General features: G+C 45.3%; 18 protein-coding genes and 2 other annotated features. Of the genes, 3 read left to right on the top strand and 15 right to left on the bottom strand.

The genetic code is table 11. From position 1 onward, the window contains the following. Positions 1–1,191, bottom strand: a complete 1,191-nt coding sequence (locus tag DEHRE_RS02835) for an ABC transporter substrate-binding protein (protein ID WP_019226573.1) — start codon at positions 1,189–1,191, stop codon at positions 1–3. 239 nt (positions 1,192–1,430) lie between these two features. Next, positions 1,431–1,694: a binding site (T-box leader), on the bottom strand. A gap of 269 nt (positions 1,695–1,963) precedes the next feature. Here DEHRE_RS02835 and rpsT point away from each other — a divergent pair. After that, positions 1,964–2,236: a 30S ribosomal protein S20 gene (rpsT, locus tag DEHRE_RS02830; RefSeq protein WP_019226572.1), complete on the top strand. Its 273-nt coding sequence runs from the start codon at positions 1,964–1,966 to the stop codon at positions 2,234–2,236. A 124-nt stretch (positions 2,237–2,360) separates the two neighbouring features. Here the strand turns inward: rpsT and holA are convergent, their stop codons facing one another. From holA to DEHRE_RS02800, 6 genes are all read right to left on the bottom strand, one after another. Beyond that, the gene (gene holA, locus DEHRE_RS02825) at positions 2,361–3,425 is read right to left on the bottom strand and encodes a DNA polymerase III subunit delta (protein ID WP_019226571.1); all 1,065 of its coding nucleotides are present in this window, start codon (positions 3,423–3,425) and stop codon (positions 2,361–2,363) included. Between the two features lie 36 nt (positions 3,426–3,461). Further along, positions 3,462–4,322: a methyl-accepting chemotaxis protein gene (locus DEHRE_RS02820; RefSeq protein WP_019226570.1), complete on the bottom strand. Its 861-nt coding sequence runs from the start codon at positions 4,320–4,322 to the stop codon at positions 3,462–3,464. Between the two features lie 288 nt (positions 4,323–4,610). Continuing rightward, on the bottom strand, positions 4,611–5,129 hold the full coding sequence (locus DEHRE_RS02815; protein ID WP_019226569.1) for a peptidylprolyl isomerase: 519 nt from the start codon (positions 5,127–5,129) through the stop codon (positions 4,611–4,613). A gap of 86 nt (positions 5,130–5,215) precedes the next feature. Continuing rightward, a complete protein-coding gene (locus DEHRE_RS02810) occupies positions 5,216–7,024 on the bottom strand; it encodes a ComEC/Rec2 family competence protein (protein ID WP_242837017.1) in 1,809 nt (602 codons plus the stop codon). 114 nt (positions 7,025–7,138) lie between these two features. Beyond that, positions 7,139–7,744, bottom strand: a complete 606-nt coding sequence (locus tag DEHRE_RS02805; protein ID WP_242837016.1) for a DUF4131 domain-containing protein — start codon at positions 7,742–7,744, stop codon at positions 7,139–7,141. A gap of 189 nt (positions 7,745–7,933) precedes the next feature. Next, entirely contained in the window at positions 7,934–8,506 is a 573-nt protein-coding gene (locus DEHRE_RS02800) for a helix-hairpin-helix domain-containing protein (RefSeq protein ID WP_019226566.1), read from the bottom strand. Between the two features lie 200 nt (positions 8,507–8,706). On the opposite strand from DEHRE_RS02800, the gene DEHRE_RS02795 reads away from it, so the two are divergent. Together DEHRE_RS02795 and DEHRE_RS02790 are read left to right on the top strand one after the other, a co-directional pair. Then, a complete protein-coding gene (locus DEHRE_RS02795; RefSeq protein WP_025205217.1) occupies positions 8,707–9,003 on the top strand; it encodes a hypothetical protein in 297 nt (98 codons plus the stop codon). A gap of 233 nt (positions 9,004–9,236) precedes the next feature. Then, entirely contained in the window at positions 9,237–9,956 is a 720-nt protein-coding gene (locus DEHRE_RS02790; protein WP_019226564.1) for a type II toxin-antitoxin system Phd/YefM family antitoxin, read from the top strand. 6 nt (positions 9,957–9,962) lie between these two features. On the opposite strand, the gene leuS is transcribed toward DEHRE_RS02790, so the two are convergent. The 8 genes from leuS to DEHRE_RS02750 form a co-directional block, all read right to left on the bottom strand. After that, on the bottom strand, positions 9,963–12,455 hold the full coding sequence (gene leuS, locus DEHRE_RS02785; protein ID WP_019226563.1) for a leucine--tRNA ligase: 2,493 nt from the start codon (positions 12,453–12,455) through the stop codon (positions 9,963–9,965). Between the two features lie 119 nt (positions 12,456–12,574). Beyond that, positions 12,575–12,769 (bottom strand) — a binding site (T-box leader). A 28-nt stretch (positions 12,770–12,797) separates the two neighbouring features. Beyond that, the gene (rsfS, locus tag DEHRE_RS02780; protein ID WP_019226562.1) at positions 12,798–13,145 is read right to left on the bottom strand and encodes a ribosome silencing factor; all 348 of its coding nucleotides are present in this window, start codon (positions 13,143–13,145) and stop codon (positions 12,798–12,800) included. Positions 13,146–13,148: 3 nt separating this feature from the next. After that, positions 13,149–13,733 (bottom strand): bis(5'-nucleosyl)-tetraphosphatase (symmetrical) YqeK, encoded by a 585-nt coding sequence (gene yqeK / locus DEHRE_RS02775; RefSeq protein ID WP_019226561.1) that lies wholly within the window; start codon positions 13,731–13,733, stop codon positions 13,149–13,151. Positions 13,734–13,936: 203 nt separating this feature from the next. Beyond that, the gene (locus DEHRE_RS02770) at positions 13,937–14,191 is read right to left on the bottom strand and encodes an RNA recognition motif domain-containing protein (protein ID WP_019226560.1); all 255 of its coding nucleotides are present in this window, start codon (positions 14,189–14,191) and stop codon (positions 13,937–13,939) included. Positions 14,192–14,272: 81 nt separating this feature from the next. Further along, on the bottom strand, positions 14,273–14,914 hold the full coding sequence (nadD, locus tag DEHRE_RS02765) for a nicotinate-nucleotide adenylyltransferase (RefSeq protein WP_019226559.1): 642 nt from the start codon (positions 14,912–14,914) through the stop codon (positions 14,273–14,275). Between the two features lie 141 nt (positions 14,915–15,055). Then, positions 15,056–15,346 (bottom strand): ribosome assembly RNA-binding protein YhbY, encoded by a 291-nt coding sequence (gene yhbY, locus DEHRE_RS02760; protein WP_019226558.1) that lies wholly within the window; start codon positions 15,344–15,346, stop codon positions 15,056–15,058. 1 nt (position 15,347) lies between these two features. Beyond that, positions 15,348–16,625: a GTPase ObgE gene (gene obgE, locus DEHRE_RS02755; protein ID WP_019226557.1), complete on the bottom strand. Its 1,278-nt coding sequence runs from the start codon at positions 16,623–16,625 to the stop codon at positions 15,348–15,350. Positions 16,626–16,723: 98 nt separating this feature from the next. Continuing rightward, complete coding sequence (locus DEHRE_RS02750; RefSeq protein WP_019226556.1) at positions 16,724–17,236, bottom strand: Spo0B domain-containing protein; 513 nt, start codon at positions 17,234–17,236, stop codon at positions 16,724–16,726. Between the last annotated feature and the right edge of the window lie 5 nt (positions 17,237–17,241).

Genomic DNA, 17,241 nt, shown 5'->3' with positions numbered 1-17,241 from the left:
TTACTGTAATATTTTCCATTTGCCGTCTTCGATCTGCACCAAAACGGCGGAATCTTCGCTTAAGCCATTATGATCCTGTTCGGACATATTAAATACCCCGGATACACCGACAAGTCCCTGCGTTTTTTCCAGTTCATTCCGAATGACGCTGCGATCCGGACCAGCTTTTTCGATCGCCTTGACCAGGAGACTTAAAGCATCTGCCGCATAACCGCCGAATGAATTGGGCGCGGTATTGTATTTGTTTTGGTAATCATTGATATAACTTGTAAGCACTGCTTTCTGCGGATCAGAATCCGCAATCTGATCGGTCACTGGAAGCTTGCCGATTGGAAGGATCACTCCGTCAGCGGCGTCCTGGGCAAGTTCAATAAATTTCTGATTGCCGACGCCATGGCTGTGAATGAGCGGAATCGTCAGTCCAAGATCCTTATAGTTCTTCGTCAGGATGGAGGCCGAAGGCGGAATCGCCCATACGACGACTGCCTGAGCCCCGCTGCTCTTAACATTCGTTAATTGCGGTGTCATATCATTGTCTGTCGCATCAAATTTTTCTTCGGCGACGATGGTGATCCCATTTTGGGGAGCTGCTGCGCTGATGGCTTTCTTGCCATTGTCGCCATAAGCATTGTTCATATACATAAAGGCAATCTTCGTCATGTTATTCTTCTTGAGATATTCAATGATTTTATTGATCATGACGATATCGCTCTGGGCTGTTTTAAATACCCATTGTCTTTCAGCCGCCGGCTCAACTATGCTGCTGGCTGCTGCCAGAGAAATCATCGGAATTTGCGCGTCCTGGACAGTTTTCATGATGGCCATCGAGGTCCCGCTGGAGCTGCCGCCCAAAACTGCAAGGACGCCTTTTTCTATTAGCTTATTTGCAGCAAGTACAGCCTCCATCTCATCACTTTTATTATCCTCAATGATCAGTTCAATCGGATGGCCTTGAATACCGCCTTCGGCATTGATTTTGTCCACCATCATTAGCAGCGTATCGCGTTCAGGTGTGCCCAAAGAAGAGGAAGTCCCGCTGATATCGAGAACCGCACCCACTTTGTAAGGTTCTGCTGTCTCACTGCCTGCCTTACTGCTTTTCCCGGAGCTGCACCCCCCCAATATCAGGCTGACCGCCAATAATAAAGCTACTACCATACTCCCTGTGAAACCTTTGAACTTTCTTTTCATCATCCTTCACTCCTACATTCATATTTTTCTGATACACCAGAAAATAACAAGCCACAGCCTTCGCCGGGACGAAAGCTGTGGCCTTCCGCGGTACCACCCCAGTTAGCTGGATCACTCCAACCCTCTCTTAAGAGTACGAATAAAGAAATCTTTCCCTACTGAAACTTAGTGTGGTCCGTGGCCATCCGTGGCCTTGCTAGCCGCTCCTTGCAGCCAATTAAAAAAGCACTTCTCATCCCTGAAGGGACGAAAGTGCTTCGCGGTACCACCCTATTTGGGTCTAAGCAGACCCCACTTTTCAATAGGTACAGGACTTTATTCTTCCTTATACCCCCTCCCTTTTAACGGCGGGAGCCTCCGTCCAGACCTACTTACCCAAAGGTTTCAGTCCGGAAGTTCAGGGGTGAACCTTCAACGATCAATGCGATAGAAACGCTTTCAGTCTAAGACGTTTCCTCCCTGGAAAGCTCATACCGTTTACTTTACCCCATCATTACTTTTATACAATAATGGTGTTGATTTGAATCTATATTATCACAGGGCTTTGAGATTCGTCAATTAGAAATATCATTAGAAATATATTTGTTCTGTATCACTATAGTAAAAGTAAAAATATATTTCAGGATGGTATAAGATTTAGGATTGACATGGCAATAGTAAAGGCAAGGTATTCTTTTTTTAGAATTTAGTTGCATAGTCTTGCTAAAATATGATAAAATAACTTTTGTCTAAAAAACGTGCGGTAGTTAGATGTTTCGAAGGGGGTGACTGTATGCCAAATATTAAATCAGCAATTAAGAGGGTCCAACTAAGCAAATTACAGAATGCCAAGAATACTGCTGCCAGATCTTCCTTACGAACCGCTATTCGTCGTTTTGAGGAAGTTGTAAACAATAATCCTGAAAATGCTGTTGAAGCTCTGCAAAAAGCTTCCCGTGCACTTGATAAAGCTGCTGCCAAAGGTTTGATCCACAAAAACAAAGCAGCTCGCAAAAAATCCAGAATGGCCAAAAAATTTCAGGCTTTGAATAATAAAGCCAGCTAACAACGCTGCACTAGTCCCTCCATGGACGTCGCAGCATCCGTGAAGGCTATTTAAACGCTTCACGCTCCATAGACATTGAAGAGGATATCTCAGAACCCTGAGGCATCCTCTTTTTATAATTACGTTATTTCTTACATAATCGTATAACCATTATTTCCAGCAGCAGCTGAGGGCTCCCTCCGCTGCTCTTTAACGCCAGTTCAGTCTGAAGACAATCTTCCATGGCTTCAGCCAATCTGTTGGCTGAAAAAGAGTCCGCTTGCTGAAAAAGCTTATTCCCTTCAAAGAACGTCCTGATCCCTGCAGTGTCCATAAAATCATTGACTGTGCCCCTGCGGGCCCGCCAAATGCTCGCTACCAGCAACAGCCGGATATGGCGGACGATCATAGTATGCACCTTGAGGTAATGTTCCTGACTGAGCACTTCACAAAGCCTGGTCAGGGCATCTTTGGTATTCTCTGCCGCGATGGCATCCAGCATCGCAAAGACCGTCGTCTCGATCATCGGCAGACATATCTTCCGGATATCTTCAATTTCTATGTTTTGTTTTTCTCCAGTATATAAAGCTAATTTGGCCAGTTCCTGACTGAGTACCCCCGTCTGATGGCCAGCCCATTCCAGAAGAAACAAAGCGGCGGGAACACTCAGGTTCTTTCCGTTTTGAAGCGCTTCTTTTTGCAACCAGGCCGTCCATTCCGACTGGCCCTTCGGAAATGCAAATTCCACTGCTTTTCCATTTTTATTAATTTCCTTAAACAGTTTTCTGCCTCTGTTCACTTTTTCCGATATCAGGACCAGGCAGGTGGACGGATTGGGGTTCAGACAGTATTCCAGCAGGATATCCGGGTCGCTGCCTCTCCCTGAATCGGATCGTTCTGTTTCTTCGGCGCTGTTTTCCGATTCGGAAGTGCCTTTGCTCCTGCCCGTACTGAAATATGGAAGATCATCAACAACCACGAGTTTTCCGGAAAAAAAGGCTGTCATATTGGCAGCCTGGATCATTTCTTCCCGGGTTTGTTCTTTTCCGTTAAGAAGTTCTGTATTGCTGCCGGAAGGATCATCCAGCAAATAATAGTTTTTTAGCAGTTTTAAAGCCTCGGTTAGAGAATAGCGGTCCTCGCCGTACCAGAGATAAACGGAGGGGATATCGCGGTTCTTTATATCCAGTTTGATGATATCTAATGTCATATCCTATTTTCTCCTTGAAGTTAAGAAGAAACTCTCTTACTTGCCACCCAATGTGATTTTTGATAATTCAACCAGGTTTTGTGAATTTTCACTTACTTCCTCAATTGCAGCGGTGATTTCCTGAGTCGCTGCGGCCTGATTTTCAGCAATACCGCCAATTTGGTTGATTTCCATAATAATGCCTTCAATAGATTCTCTCATCTGGGTAAGTATTTCGGTAACCATTTTAGCTGAGTCGTTACTTTGGGCAGCAAGTTTGCGCATTTCTTCTGCAACCACTGCAAAGCCGCGACCTTGTTCACCGGCGCGAGCCGCTTCAATTGCAGCATTCAAACCCAGCAGGTTGGAATGTGAGGATATATCCGAAATAGCGCTAATGACCTTATTAATTTCTTTAATTTTCACGGCGGATTCATTTGCGGATTTTACCACATTGCTGATTTTGAAAGAAAGCCCTTGTGATCCTGAGGCAACTTCCTGCAATCCAGCGTTTGCTTGCTGAAGCGTTGCTGCTAAACCTTGAGAAATTTCTTCAACTCTACCCTCTTTTTCTAGGCTTTTACCGATTCCGACACAGCCGATGATTTCTCCATCGGGTGCTTTAATTGGGTATGTGAATGACGCAAACGGAATACCGTATCTCTCTTTGGACATAATATCCGATCTGGTTTTACCTGTTCTCATCGCTTCAACAAGGTGAGCGTGATCACTAACCTTAAAACTTTGATCCACCTTCGTATGAAGTTTATAGCCGGAGTAATGACAGAGCGCGTCCGTCCTATTTGTTATCAGCACCATGATGTCTTCCTGCATTATTTCTTTTAAATCGGCTAATACCATCACGTAGGCTTCCAAGATTTCTTCATAGCTTTTTACATGATTTTCTGCAAAATCCATTAAAATATCTTCCTCTCTCTTCCCAAAATGACCTATTTAGTAATTATTTTGAATTATCTCTACTATAACGCAGAACAAATAACTTTTCAACCAAAGATCATTGGGATCTTACAACAAAAAAAGTCCCCCTCAACGGATGAAGGGGAAAGAAAGAGGAGGAGAAAAGAGATGTTCATTTGGTATTATTTCCATGCACTTCCTCTTTTTATTCATGTTCTTTGATATTTTTTGTATTTCCGTATAAAATTAGTCTTTACTGGACTAATTTGATGTTTCAGACCAAAATATTTAGACGGTTTCTGGTTCAGCGTAATCTACACCTTTGGTGTCGACGGTTACGCTTTTCATTACCTGTTCCTGATTGGGCCTGTCCTGATAGTTACTTTCGACAGAAACAATATGATCAACAGATTCCATGCCTTCGATCACCTTGCCAAAAGCTGCATATTGACCGTCAAGATGAGGTGCATCATTAACCATGACAAAAAACTGAGAACCGGCTGAATCTTCCATTCTGGAGCGGGCCATAGACAGGACTCCACGGCTATGTTTCAGATCATTCTTGAAGCCGTTACCGGAGAATTCCCCTTTAATACTGTAGCCTGGATTGCCCATTCCCGAACCCTGCGGGCATCCTCCCTGAATCATAAAACCAGGAATGACTCTGTGAAAAATCAGACCGTTATAGAAGCCCTTTTTAATTAATGAAATAAAATTATTGACAGTATTTGGGGCTATTTCAGGATAAAGCTCGGCCTTAATGACATCCCCGTTGGCCATTTCAATTGTTACAATCGGTTTTTCCATGATCGATAACTCCTTTTCAACGTGTGAATTATTCGTTCAGTTGTTGATTATAGCATAAATTTGGATAAAAAAGAAATTTGCAGCTGTCACCTGCCTGTCGTTATCTGACAGCCCTTTTTATTGATCATCAATTGTATTGTCCCGTCCATATCTGTCCGATATATAGGTACACCTCTTTCTTCCCAGTAGTTGATAACCTCCCGGGAAGGATGACCAAAGCTGTTTTTGCCTACAGAAACAAACACCGCCCGGGGATTGGTACTGTCAAACCAAGCTGTATCCAGAGAGCCTTTTCCGCCATGATGTGGAACTTTTATAAAATTCGAATTCCAGTCAGTTCCTCTGTCTGAGATGGATTCCATTTCTTCTGCTTCCATATCTCCCGTCAATAGGATTTTCTTTCCCAGATATTCCATCTGTATCACCAGAGAATTATTATTCGAATCAGCGCCGGTGTTGTTCATTTCTTCGACCGGGGCCATAATCTCAATCTGCAAACCGGAAGAAAAATGGATATAATCCCCTGCCTTGAGCGTTACAAACTTTTCTTCGTTCCGGTAGTATTCCGCTGGAATTCCCGACTGCCATTCTTCATTTGTTATTCTATCACCCGCTTCGGGTACTGCGACTTTTGCCACAGGCAAATTGGCCAGCAGATATTGCGCCCCTCCCAAATGATCAGCATCCTCGTGCGTGATAAAAAGAAAATCCAGTTGACCTATCCTTTTTTCCATCAAATAAGGAAGCACAATTTTTTCCGCTGCATTGTAGTTCTCCCTACGGGGACCGGTATCGACAAGCAGGTTCTCTCGGGCTGTCTGAATTAGGATACAGTCCCCCTGGCCCACATCAATAAACGAAATTTCCAGGGCATTGCCGGCCGACCAGGGGTGCCAGAGCAGCAGCATCATAAGCAAAGCAAAGACATGTCTAAATTTGATAAAACTTAACAGTTTCGCAGGAATTAGTTGTTTGGCAGAATCTAGGAACTTTGCAGACCACAGATTAGAATATCCCATATGGTGTGGCTTATTTTCGTTCTTTCCAAGTTTGAGCGTGTCAACCATTCTGTACAGGTAGGGCAGAAATTGTAATCTCTTCGCTGTCGTTCTGAGTCTTCTGACCTGTACGTTCGAAATGAATTGTATTCTTTCTGTACCGAATAGCATCGCTGCCAAAAATCCATACCAGGCTATCCAAAAGGCCAGGCCGGGGTTTAATACCCAGAAATAGGCCCAAGGGAAAGATGCAATCAGCGTCAATATACGGTCAGAGATCTCAAGCAGCCATACTGCAGCTTGAAAAAAAACGGATGGGATACCCGGAACAAAAATCAGTACCGTTCCAATAAGCCCGATCTGCAGAACTGCGCCGAGCATAAAAAGGATAAATATATTGGTGACCAGCCCAGCCAGAGACAGTTTGTGAAAAACATTCATCATAATGGGTATCACGGCAATCTGAGCCCCAAATGATACTGCTGCAGGCAGTCTCAGTAATTCAGGCAGCCTGCCGAACCAGGCATTTTTCATCAACTGGGGTGATAGAACCAGCATTCCCCAAGTAGCAGCAAAGGAAAGCTGAAAACCTATATCACGCAAAAATAAAGGATTCCATAAATAAAGAATCAACGCAGCAAAGAGAAGCCATCTAAGCGGCGACATCTTTCCACTGCCTAAGCGGCCGATTAAGACTGAGGTTCCTAAAATGGTTGCCCGTAAGATAGGCGGATTACCGTTGCATAAGACTGCATAACACAAGATAACTCCAATCGTTGCGACAATCCTGGCTTTCCGGGGCAGGCCAAACAGAAACAGCCATGCCAGGGCCATCACAAAGGCCACATTAGATCCCGAAGCCGCAAAAACATGCATGACTCCTGCGGCCTTGTACATCTCCAGTGTTTTCGCAGATATCCCGCTGGAATCCCCAAACAAAATTCCTTCAAGAATACCGGCTTGCTCCGGCCAGGACGCGGTCAGAATATCATGTACATGCTGACGTATCCTTCAGGTAAAACCCGGAACACCTTCCTCCAGTACATCAGCTTCCCCGAAGGCTGTAATCGTACCGCTTAAGCCTCTTACGGCATAATAAAGCGGAAGGTCAAATTCGCCCTCTGTTCCCGGAGGTTTGGGATGTTCCAGTCTGGCTGTGACCAAGATGGTGTCTCCGGGCTTAACTCGATCCCATCCCTTCATATATACCCCATCTTTTTCGGGATAAACACGAAAATTGTATTTTTCCCCCAAGCGTTCTTCCGTTCCGGGATAGACATCTTCCAGGATGAAAATACCCTGGCCGGTCTTATCATTAATCCGCCAATCCGATAATCTGCCCTGTATCTCAATTCTTTCTATAAGCAGCGGAGAAGCGATATTGTTCTCTGCCGGCATCCCATACAAAAAACCTGTTAAAAGCCCGCAGGCCAGCAGTACCGCTTCAGGTTTGGAAGCCCTACCAAAAAAATCGAGCGGTTTCCATATAACCACAATTCCTATAGCTAAAAGCAAGCAAATGGCCAATATGAATATTCTTACTTCTTTTTCACTTTGAACGGCCAGCAATCCACCTGTCAGCACAGCTATAGCCTGACTGACCAGTTTATCTTTCATGACGCTTTCATGCCCCTTCATGACCTTTTTCTCATTTTGGTATGCAAACACCCTATGCTCAGTCCGAGAGCTACAGTTCCGCTATGAGCGGAATAGGATAACGCAGCGCAGCTATTTGCGGATTGTGCCATTCATGGCATGCGGATATTGTGGCCCGCAGACTTGCCTCAAACATACTGCTTTATCACGTTACGAACCGACAGAGATATACTTCTCCATTTTCTCATAGGTCTTTGAACCGATCCCCGAAACATTTTGAATCTCTTCCGGTGCGGAGAACCACCCGTTTTCCGTACGATAATCAATAATTCGCTGGGCTAAGGCCGGACCGATCCCCGGAATAGTATCCAGTTCATTAATACCTGCGGTATTGATATTGACCTTTGTCGATAATCCACCTGTTGTACCCGGCTGAGCTGCGCTGTTTTCGGTCTTTCCGGTTAATTGACCCGTTCCGGTACTCTTTGAGGCCACAATTATTTTTTGTCCATCCTTGAGCTTTTGGGCAGGATTCAATACTTCAAGGTCAGCTTCAGCTGTCAGTTCCGCTGCCTGCAGCGCATCATCCAACCTGGCATTCAAAGAGAGGTGCAAAAGACCGGGATGCACAACTGCACCCGAAATATAAACTACAATCTCCCTGTTTTCTTCTGCCTGATTAACTTCAACCGGACTGTTTACTGGCAAAAACAGTTTCACAGCGGCCAGAACCAGTAATACACCCAAAATGCCCCACCAAAGCAGCCTCAGCTTTTTCTCCAATCGTCCATACCTCCTCTTTTTCCATTATTCTCCATTTATTTTCAAATTCCTTTGTGTGGATTACTTTTTTGCCGTTTCCAAGTTAATCAGCGCGCTTAAACTTTAAACCTGATCATGAGAATGTTCCCATTTCTATTCCAAAACATAGAATATATCAGCCGAAACTGGCAAATTTTTACAAGGAGGTGCTCTTACTCCCAATGACATTATTTAGAGGAACCCATCTGAATTATGAGCTTGTTGCTCCTTATGCAGGGAATCAGGCCACAGTAAGTCTCTTTGACGGTAAAAGCTACCACGGACAAATTGTTGAAGTCCGTCAGGACGGTATTCTGTTTCATTCCAATAACCCAGGATTTCTGTTTCTTCCGTTCCTGGCTATAGCCGCTTTAGCACTAAGTGTTCCTTTTGCTTACGGCGCAGGCCTGGCCTACGGTTCCCGTTTTGCTTATGGCCCCTACCCGTACGGGCCTTACAGGCCATACCCTTATTATTGATTCCTCATTCTGATCTTCTGAATTGCACCGCAGCATTAGGCCAGTTGAACACTTTGTTATCCCTAACGTGTTGACACCAGGCACTTCGTGTCATTGTCCGTGGCAAACCAGCCACGATTCTCTATTCGAATCGTGGCTGGTTTTAACTGTATTATTTTAATTTGACACAACTGGTAAATATGTTACAATTGTATTAGCTAATTTTTTATATTAGCTAACGCGGAGGTGCTCTAATGGAAATTACCTCAACTGAAGCCCAGAATAATTTTGGCCGCTATCTGAAGCTAGCCTGGTTTGAAGACATTATCATCACGAAAAACGGCAAAAAAACAGTAGTTGTTAGACGCTATGAGGAGCCCGGAAAAGATGTTTCAGTCGTTGCTGAAAAAGCTGAAATCTATTTCTGGGACCAAGAGAAGATCACGTATGAAGACTTTTTAATGCTTTCTGAATCAAGTGAAAACCGCTACGAGTATATTGACGGAGAGGTCTACCTTTTGGCTTCACCTACTTATGACCACCAGTGCATCATCATGGAAATATCCAATGTCCTGTACAACTATTTCAAAGGCAAGAAATGCCGTCCGTTGACTTCTCCGTTCGACGTAACCCTTTCAGTCAGTGACAATAAAAATGTTGTCCAGCCTGATATGATTGTGATTTGCGATACTGAAAATATCAATGAAAAAGGCAGGTATACCGGCGTACCTACCCTAGTTCTTGAAGTATTGTCCGATTCCACACAAAAAAAAGACCTGCTGAAAAAACTAAATTTATATCTGCAGGCCGGTATATCGGAATATTGGATTGTGAATCCCTGGCGCAAAGAAGTCTATTTATACTGCTTTGCCGAACTGGACATCAGGGAATACCGCGTTTATCAGAGCAGTGATACGATCAAGTCTCTATATTTTGAAGGCTTGTCTGTCCCTCTTGAACAGCTATTTTCTTAAACTGTCTTACCTCACAACGATATTCACCAGTTTACCCAGAACCGTGATCACTTTGATGACGGTTTTTCCTTTAAGGTGCTGTTTGACTTTTTCTGAAGACAGAATCATCTTTTCCAGTTCCTCTTTAGAAATTTCGGCTGGGACCTGAACCTTGTCGCGAACTTTTCCGTTTACCTGGAGAATAATCGTGATCTCCTCTTCGATCAGCGCCGTCTCATCTTCAATGGGCCAGGCCTGTTTATGAATGCTTTCGGTGTTTCCAAGTTCTCCCCAGAGCTCTTCGGTGATATGCGGGGCAAACGGTGCCAAGATCTTCAGCAGTGTTTCAATGCCTTCTCTGGCAACGGCCAGGTTGGCATCCTTTTCTTCTTTATACAGGTAAAGTGCGTTAACCAATTCCATAATGGAACTGATCGCGGTATTGAAATTAAATCTGCTGCCGACATCATTGGTAACCTTTCTGATGGTACTGTGTGTGGTAAAACGCATTTGTTTGGCTTTGGCATCGAGCTCCGTGAAGGATTCACGTGCAGTACTGCCATTTCCTGCAGAAGCCAAGGCAGCTTGATACTGGACAATAAGCCGCCAGACACGGTTTAAAAAGCGGTAGCAACCTTCAACACCCTGTTCGCTCCACTCCAGATCCCGTTCAGGCGGGGCAGCAAACAGAATGAACATTCTGGCCGTGTCTGCACCATATTTGCTGATGATCTCCTCAGGGCTGACGACATTTCCTTTGGATTTGGACATCTTGGAACCGTCCATGCAGACCATTCCCTGGGTAAGCAGATTTGCAAACGGCTCATCCACCTGGAGGTAGCCAAAATCTCTCAGGGCTTTAGTAAAAAAGCGTGAATAGAGCAGATGCAGGATCGCATGCTCAACACCGCCGACATACTGGTCGACGTTCATCCATTTGGCCGCGTTTTTCTCGTCAAAAGCCTTATCCGGATTCCGCGGGTCACAATACCTCAGATAGTACCACGAAGAGCACATGAAGGTGTCCATCGTATCGGTTTCTCTTCTGGCAGGGCCTCCGCACTTCGTACAAGTTGTCTGCACAAAGCTCTGGGAAGTGGTCAGCGGATTCTCACCGGCCTTGAACACGACATCATCGGGCAGCATCACCGGCAGCTGATCATCCGGCACAGGCACAACGCCGCACGTATCACAGTAAATCATCGGAATTGGCGCACCCCAATAGCGCTGACGGGAAATCAGCCAGTCCCTAAGGCGGTAATTGATTCTACGCTCACCAAGCTGCAGCTTTTCCAGTTTGGCAGCCATCTTGCCCCAGGCCGTCCGGTTATCCAGTCCGTCAAAATCAAGGGAGTTGACCATGGTCCCGTCTTCAATATAAGCTTCTTTCATCGGCATATCTTTATCTGCAGCGGAAACTTTAGGATCAAGAATGACTCTCGCAATCGGCAGACCGTACTTCCCGGCAAAGGCAAAATCTCTTTCATCATGTCCCGGGACCCCCATAACAGCCCCGGTTCCATATTCGAGAAGAACGTAATTGGCAATCCAGATCGGGATCCTTTCTCCGCTTAATGGGTTGATGCAGTAGTGTCCGATAAACATCCCTTCTTTTTCTGCTTCCGATGAGGTTCTCGCAATTTCGTTCAAACCTTTCATCTTCTCGATAAAAGTGAGCACGCCTTGTTCATACTGTGTTCCTTTGACGAGCTGTGTAACCAGCGGATGTTCGGGGGCAAGAACCACATAGCTCACGCCAAAAATCGTATCGACTCTGGTTGTGAATACAGTGATCATATCTGTGGTGCCTTCAATTTTAAAATTGGCTTCGGCCCCTTCAGAGCGGCCAATCCAGTTGCGCTGCATGGTTTTTACTTTTTCCGGCCAGCCGGTGAGCTTATCAAGGTCGTTTAAGAGCTGTTCCGAATAATCCGTAATCTTGAAAAACCATTGTTCAAGATCTTTTTTGGTAACAGGTGTGTCGCAACGCTCGCAGGCACCGTCCACGACCTGTTCGTTAGCCAACACTGTCGCGCAGGACGGGCACCAGTTTACAGCGGCTTTCTTCTTATAGACCAAACCATGTTGATAGAACTGATTAAAAATCCATTGCGTCCAGTGGTAATACTCGGGGTGGCAGGTTGCAACTTCTCTATCCCAATCGTAAGAAATACCCATTTCCTGAAGCTGTCGCTTCATGTTCGCAATATTTTTCCAGGTCCACTCTGCCGGCGGTGTCTGATGCTTGATCGCGGCGTTTTCAGCGGGAAGGCCGAAGGCATCCCAGCCAATCGGGTGCAGCACATCATAGCCCTGCATCCTTTTGAAGCGGGCAATCACATCAACGATCGAATAATTGCGGACATGTCCCATATGTAAGTTTCCAGATGGGTATGGAAACATGGCAAGTGCATAGAACTTTTCTTTACCGCTATTCTCCTCAGTTTTTCCTGCTTTGTTCTCCAGCCAGGCTTTCTGCCATTTTGACTCAATCTCGTTGAATAAATATCTTTCCTGCATAGATCCGACCTCCAAAGTTCTTTCCAACAGAACAGCCTTTAGTTGTCCTGCCTTATGTTTCAAATGTTCATTCTTCTGGTAGATATTACTAGTCCAAAAATAGATAAAAACCCCCATCCCCAAGGGACGAGAGTTTGCTCCCGCGGTACCACCCTAATTCTGTGCGCTTAAAGATTATAACGGTTCTCACCGGCATCCGTTGCTGCCCGGACACTGCTCAGGAACGAGTTCCCCGCCTGGTGAAAACGGCTCACACCAACCGCCGTCTCTCTGATCCATCCCTTTCAGGTACTGCTTTCCTTCAAAGCGTAAAAATATTAGATTGGATATCCAAATTAAAATCTAATTATATAATACGACTTCCCGGGCATCGCCCCACAGTCTTTCCAGACTATAAAACTCTCTGGTATCTGGTGTCATAATATGTATAACCAGATCACCACAGTCGATCAGCACCCACTGAGCTTCAGGAAGCCCTTCTATCCTTAAAACCGGAATCCCGACCTCGGGCAATTTTTCTGCAAGGTACTCGATAATTGCTTTGGTCTGAGTCGTGCTGTTTCCCGTGGCAATCATAAAATAATCTGCAATGACGGATATTCCCTTTAAGTCAAGGGTCAGAATATTTCCGCCTCTTTTATCGTCAATAAAGTCAACTACTTTCTGCAGCTGGTCATGACTTATTTCCAAATTCTAACCTCCTTTAGACGCTTTTCCATTTTTCAAATCTTCATACGTCAGAATTGTCAGCGGATGAATCGGTTTATTGTTCTCCTTCAGATAGTACAAGGTATGCTCCACACAAGCCAGTGTACCTGTCTTAAGGTCATGATACAACTTCTGGCGAAGCTTGTCTACACCGGGGAAATTCCTCCCGGGTTCCGTGAGATCGACACTGTAGATCAACATTTCCAGAGGGGACATCCCCGGTCTCCCCAAGGTATGATTCGCAACCGCATTCAGGACATCCTCGTTTTTTATCGCGTAAAGAATCTGCAGCATATAAGCTGCGACTCTTCCGTGAATGACCTGGGGAATTTCCATATCTTCCGGATAAAGAATAAGGTTCCATTCCCGGGCTTTTTTCAGCTGCTCCAAATAAGTGTACTCCTTAGCCAGGTCATGGGTAAGGGCAGCTAAGCCCGCATCTCCCTCTTTTACACCGAACCTCGGGGCAAGTTCCACGGCCAGAGCCTCTACCCCAAGCGTGTGCTGAAATCTTTCCAGCGAAAGTTTTTGTGAGGCTAAAGTTCTGAAATATTCCAGCCGGTCGTTCACAACGTTCAACCTCTCTTATTTTACCGCTCCTTGCCATCCATGGGCGTCATACAAGAATACGGTACAGTTTGCTGTACCGTATTCTCTCGGGTCCAGGGTCTGAGAATGTAAGATAAACCAGGATTCTTCATGCTATTTATATAGAGTCCTACGACTCATTAAAGATCAGAATTTATCTTAACAGAAACCCCCAACCAAAAACATTAGACAGTTTGGCGAGGTCTCGCTTCGTTTACTGTCAATGAACGGCCATTGAACTCACTACCGTTAAGTTCTTCTGCTAAGCGCTCGGCATCCTCTGAAGCAACTTCTACAAAGCCAAAGCCTCTTGAGCGACCGGTTTCTCTGTCGGTAATGATTCTGCTGCCGATTACATTGCCAAACCGAGCAAAGTACTCAGTCAGTTCCTCTGAAGTCGTACTCCAGGGGAGATTGCCCACGTACAGGGTTTTTGTCATGGAATTCACCTCTAAAATAATTTTGTTTATAGTATGAAACAACTATTACTATAGTATACAATCCTATCGGAAGTCAAATGTTTATTTACTGATGTAAATATTATTTTCTATGATGAAACGCCGTACTTCTTCTGGAAGCAAATAACGAATAGACTTGTTATTCCAGATCCTTTTTCTGATATCTGTCGAAGATATAGCCAGAGCGGGAATTTCCATCTCGAATATTCTGTTTTGGGCATAAGGATATCTGTCAAATAATTCTCCCAAAAAACCACCAATTTCATACCCCGGTCTTGAAGCCCCGATAATTTTGGATATTCCAATAATTCCTTCTGCTTCCCGCCAGCTCAAAATATCCCGGAGCGCATCGGAACCGGTGATAAAAAAAAGTTCCTGTTCGGGGAACAACAGATGCAAGGCTTTTAAAGTGTCATAGGTGTATGAAGGGCCTTCTCTGTCGATCTCAATTCTGGATGCGATAAAATTCTCATTGTCGCGGATAGACATTTCGACCATCGCAAAACGCAGATCCGAATTTGCAATCTGATGATGGACTTTATGCGGAGGAATGCCTGTGGGGATGAATAAGACCTTATCAAGCGCAAATTCGACCCTGGCTGTCTCCGCAGCCACCAGATGGCCGTAATGAATTGGATTAAACGTTCCTCCCATGATGCCAATCCGGCATCCGCCAGCGATTGACTCGCGAACACTCCGTTCCATTATTTATCTCCTAAATTTTTATTATTAGACAAGTCTCCGTAACACTGTCTATAACGGAGACTGATCTCAGGAGAATACTTAAGTAAAATATGCTGAGAAATATCCCGCCTGCAAATTGTCCTCATTTACCAAGAAAATATGTCAGGGCAGCTCTATTTTTGGTTTTTCGCTGGCCTTCCGATAGAGCAGGAAATTCCGCCCGATCACCTGAACCAATTCTGAATGGGTAGCTTCGGCCAGCCCGGAGGCGATATTTTTCGGGGCATCGGCACAATTCTGGAGCACCCGTCCTTTAATCAGCTCTCTTGCCTCCAACGCATCGGCGGCCTGTTTAATCATATTATCTGTAATTTCATCTTTGCCAACGATTAAAATAGGTTCCATTTCATTCCCCATAGCCCTTAAAAACCTTTTCTGTTTGCCTGTCAGCATGCTATTGTCCTCCCTCCGACCATTCCAACTCCAACTTTCCGATCGATACTTTATTGCCTTCTTTGATCCCCTGTTCCTTCAGTGCATCGTCGACTCCCATCACTTTAAGGATATTCTGGAAGCGCATGACACCGTCATCCGTATCGAGGTAGGCCATCGCCGCATGTCTTTCAATCTCTTTGCCTGTAATGATATACATGCCGTCTTCACGCGTAATGACAAATCTGTCCTCGCTTTGGACCTGAACCATGCGATGTTCATCAGGATCAGCTGAAAGTCCAATCAGCGGTACCTCAGGAAGAATTTGTATCATCTTATGCAGTAATTTATCGATTCCCTCTCCGGTTACCGCCGAAATTGGGTAGATTTCATAGGCATCCCCAAATTCCTCGCGGAGACGCCGGAGATTCTCCTCGGAACCGTTAACATCAATTTTGTTCGGAACAACCAGCATCGGCCTTTCAGCAAGAGCCGGACTGTGCAGTTTGAGTTCCTGGTTGATGATTTTAAAGTCTTCCAGCGGGTCTCTGCCCTCGGAACCCGAAATGTCCAGAATATGAAGAAGCAGTCTGGTACGCTCGATATGACGCAGAAATTCATGTCCAAGTCCTGCGCCGGAATGAGCCCCTTCGATAATTCCCGGGATATCCGCCATGACAAAACTCTCATCCTCTACCTGAACGACGCCAAGATTCGGTACCAGGGTCGTGAAATGATAGTCTGCGATTTTCGGACGGGCAGCCGATACCCTCGAGATCAGTGTGGATTTTCCGACGTTTGGGAATCCGACCAGGCCGACATCTGCCAGAAGCTTCAGTTCAAACAGAAGCCAAAGCTCTTCCCCTGGTTCTCCGCGCTCCGCCACTGTAGGAGCCTTGTTTGTATTACTCATAAAACGGGCATTTCCACGGCCGCCGCGGCCGCCTTTGGCAATGGTGACCCTTTGCCCATGCCGGGTAAGATCAGCCATAATTTCGCCTGTACCTTCATTTTTGATTATCGTTCCCGCCGGTATACGCAACACCAGGTTTTCTGCTCCTTTCCCGTGCATATCCTTGCCTTGCCCGTGTTCGCCGCGGTCTGCCTTATAATGGCGGCGATAGCGGAAATCCACCAGGGTCCGCAGGCCCTCATCCGCTTCGAGGATGATATCCCCGCCACGGCCACCGTCTCCGCCATTAGGCCCTCCCAACGGGACATACTTCTCCCTGCGGAAAGATACAGCTCCTGCTCCGCCGTCCCCAGCTTTTACATATATTTTTGCGCGATCATAAAACATTCGTTAACCCCTTCATTCGGATTTTTCTAAAGAAAACTTGGCTGGCGCCAAGCCTTTGACGTCAGCCTTAGCTGCGCTTAGACCTATCAGAAAGTAACTCATGCTTTCTGGTAGACTGGGGAATATACATTCTGCTCAAAAAGATTGTCTTCTTTATATAGTCTGAATTCGCAGGAAAATCCTCCGCCGACAACGCCGAACTGGATCTTTGCCGTTAATGTTTCAACATCCTGATCTCCCTGCACGAATAGGTCTAAACAGTCTTTAGTGTATCCAGAAAAACTCAGGGCATATTCTTCCTGCCAATGATCAAGCCAAAATTCTTCATTTTTCATTTCCGGAGGAAAATCCAACACAAATTCTGCACCTTTCAGACGCAGCTTAAAATACCATCCCAGGAGAATACCAAGCAGTGTTTTTTGGCCAATCTTGTAAATATCTTGCTGCGGCCGAATCTCCACCAAGACTTCATCAATATAAGCCAACGCTTTGTCCGGCATATTCAGCTGCAAATACCCCTTGATGACCTGAAAATAATTCAGAAAATCATGCCGAAGGATCTGGAAATTATCCAACTGCTCATAAAGGATCTTTTTATCAAGATTGACCATTTTTC

Origin of the sequence: Dehalobacter restrictus DSM 9455, assembly GCF_000512895.1 — a bacterium.
Classification (GTDB): Bacteria; Bacillota; Desulfitobacteriia; order Desulfitobacteriales; family Syntrophobotulaceae; genus Dehalobacter; species Dehalobacter restrictus.
The sequence above is the reverse complement of the archived record's forward strand: the minus strand, read 5'-3'. Positions and strand labels throughout refer to the sequence as shown.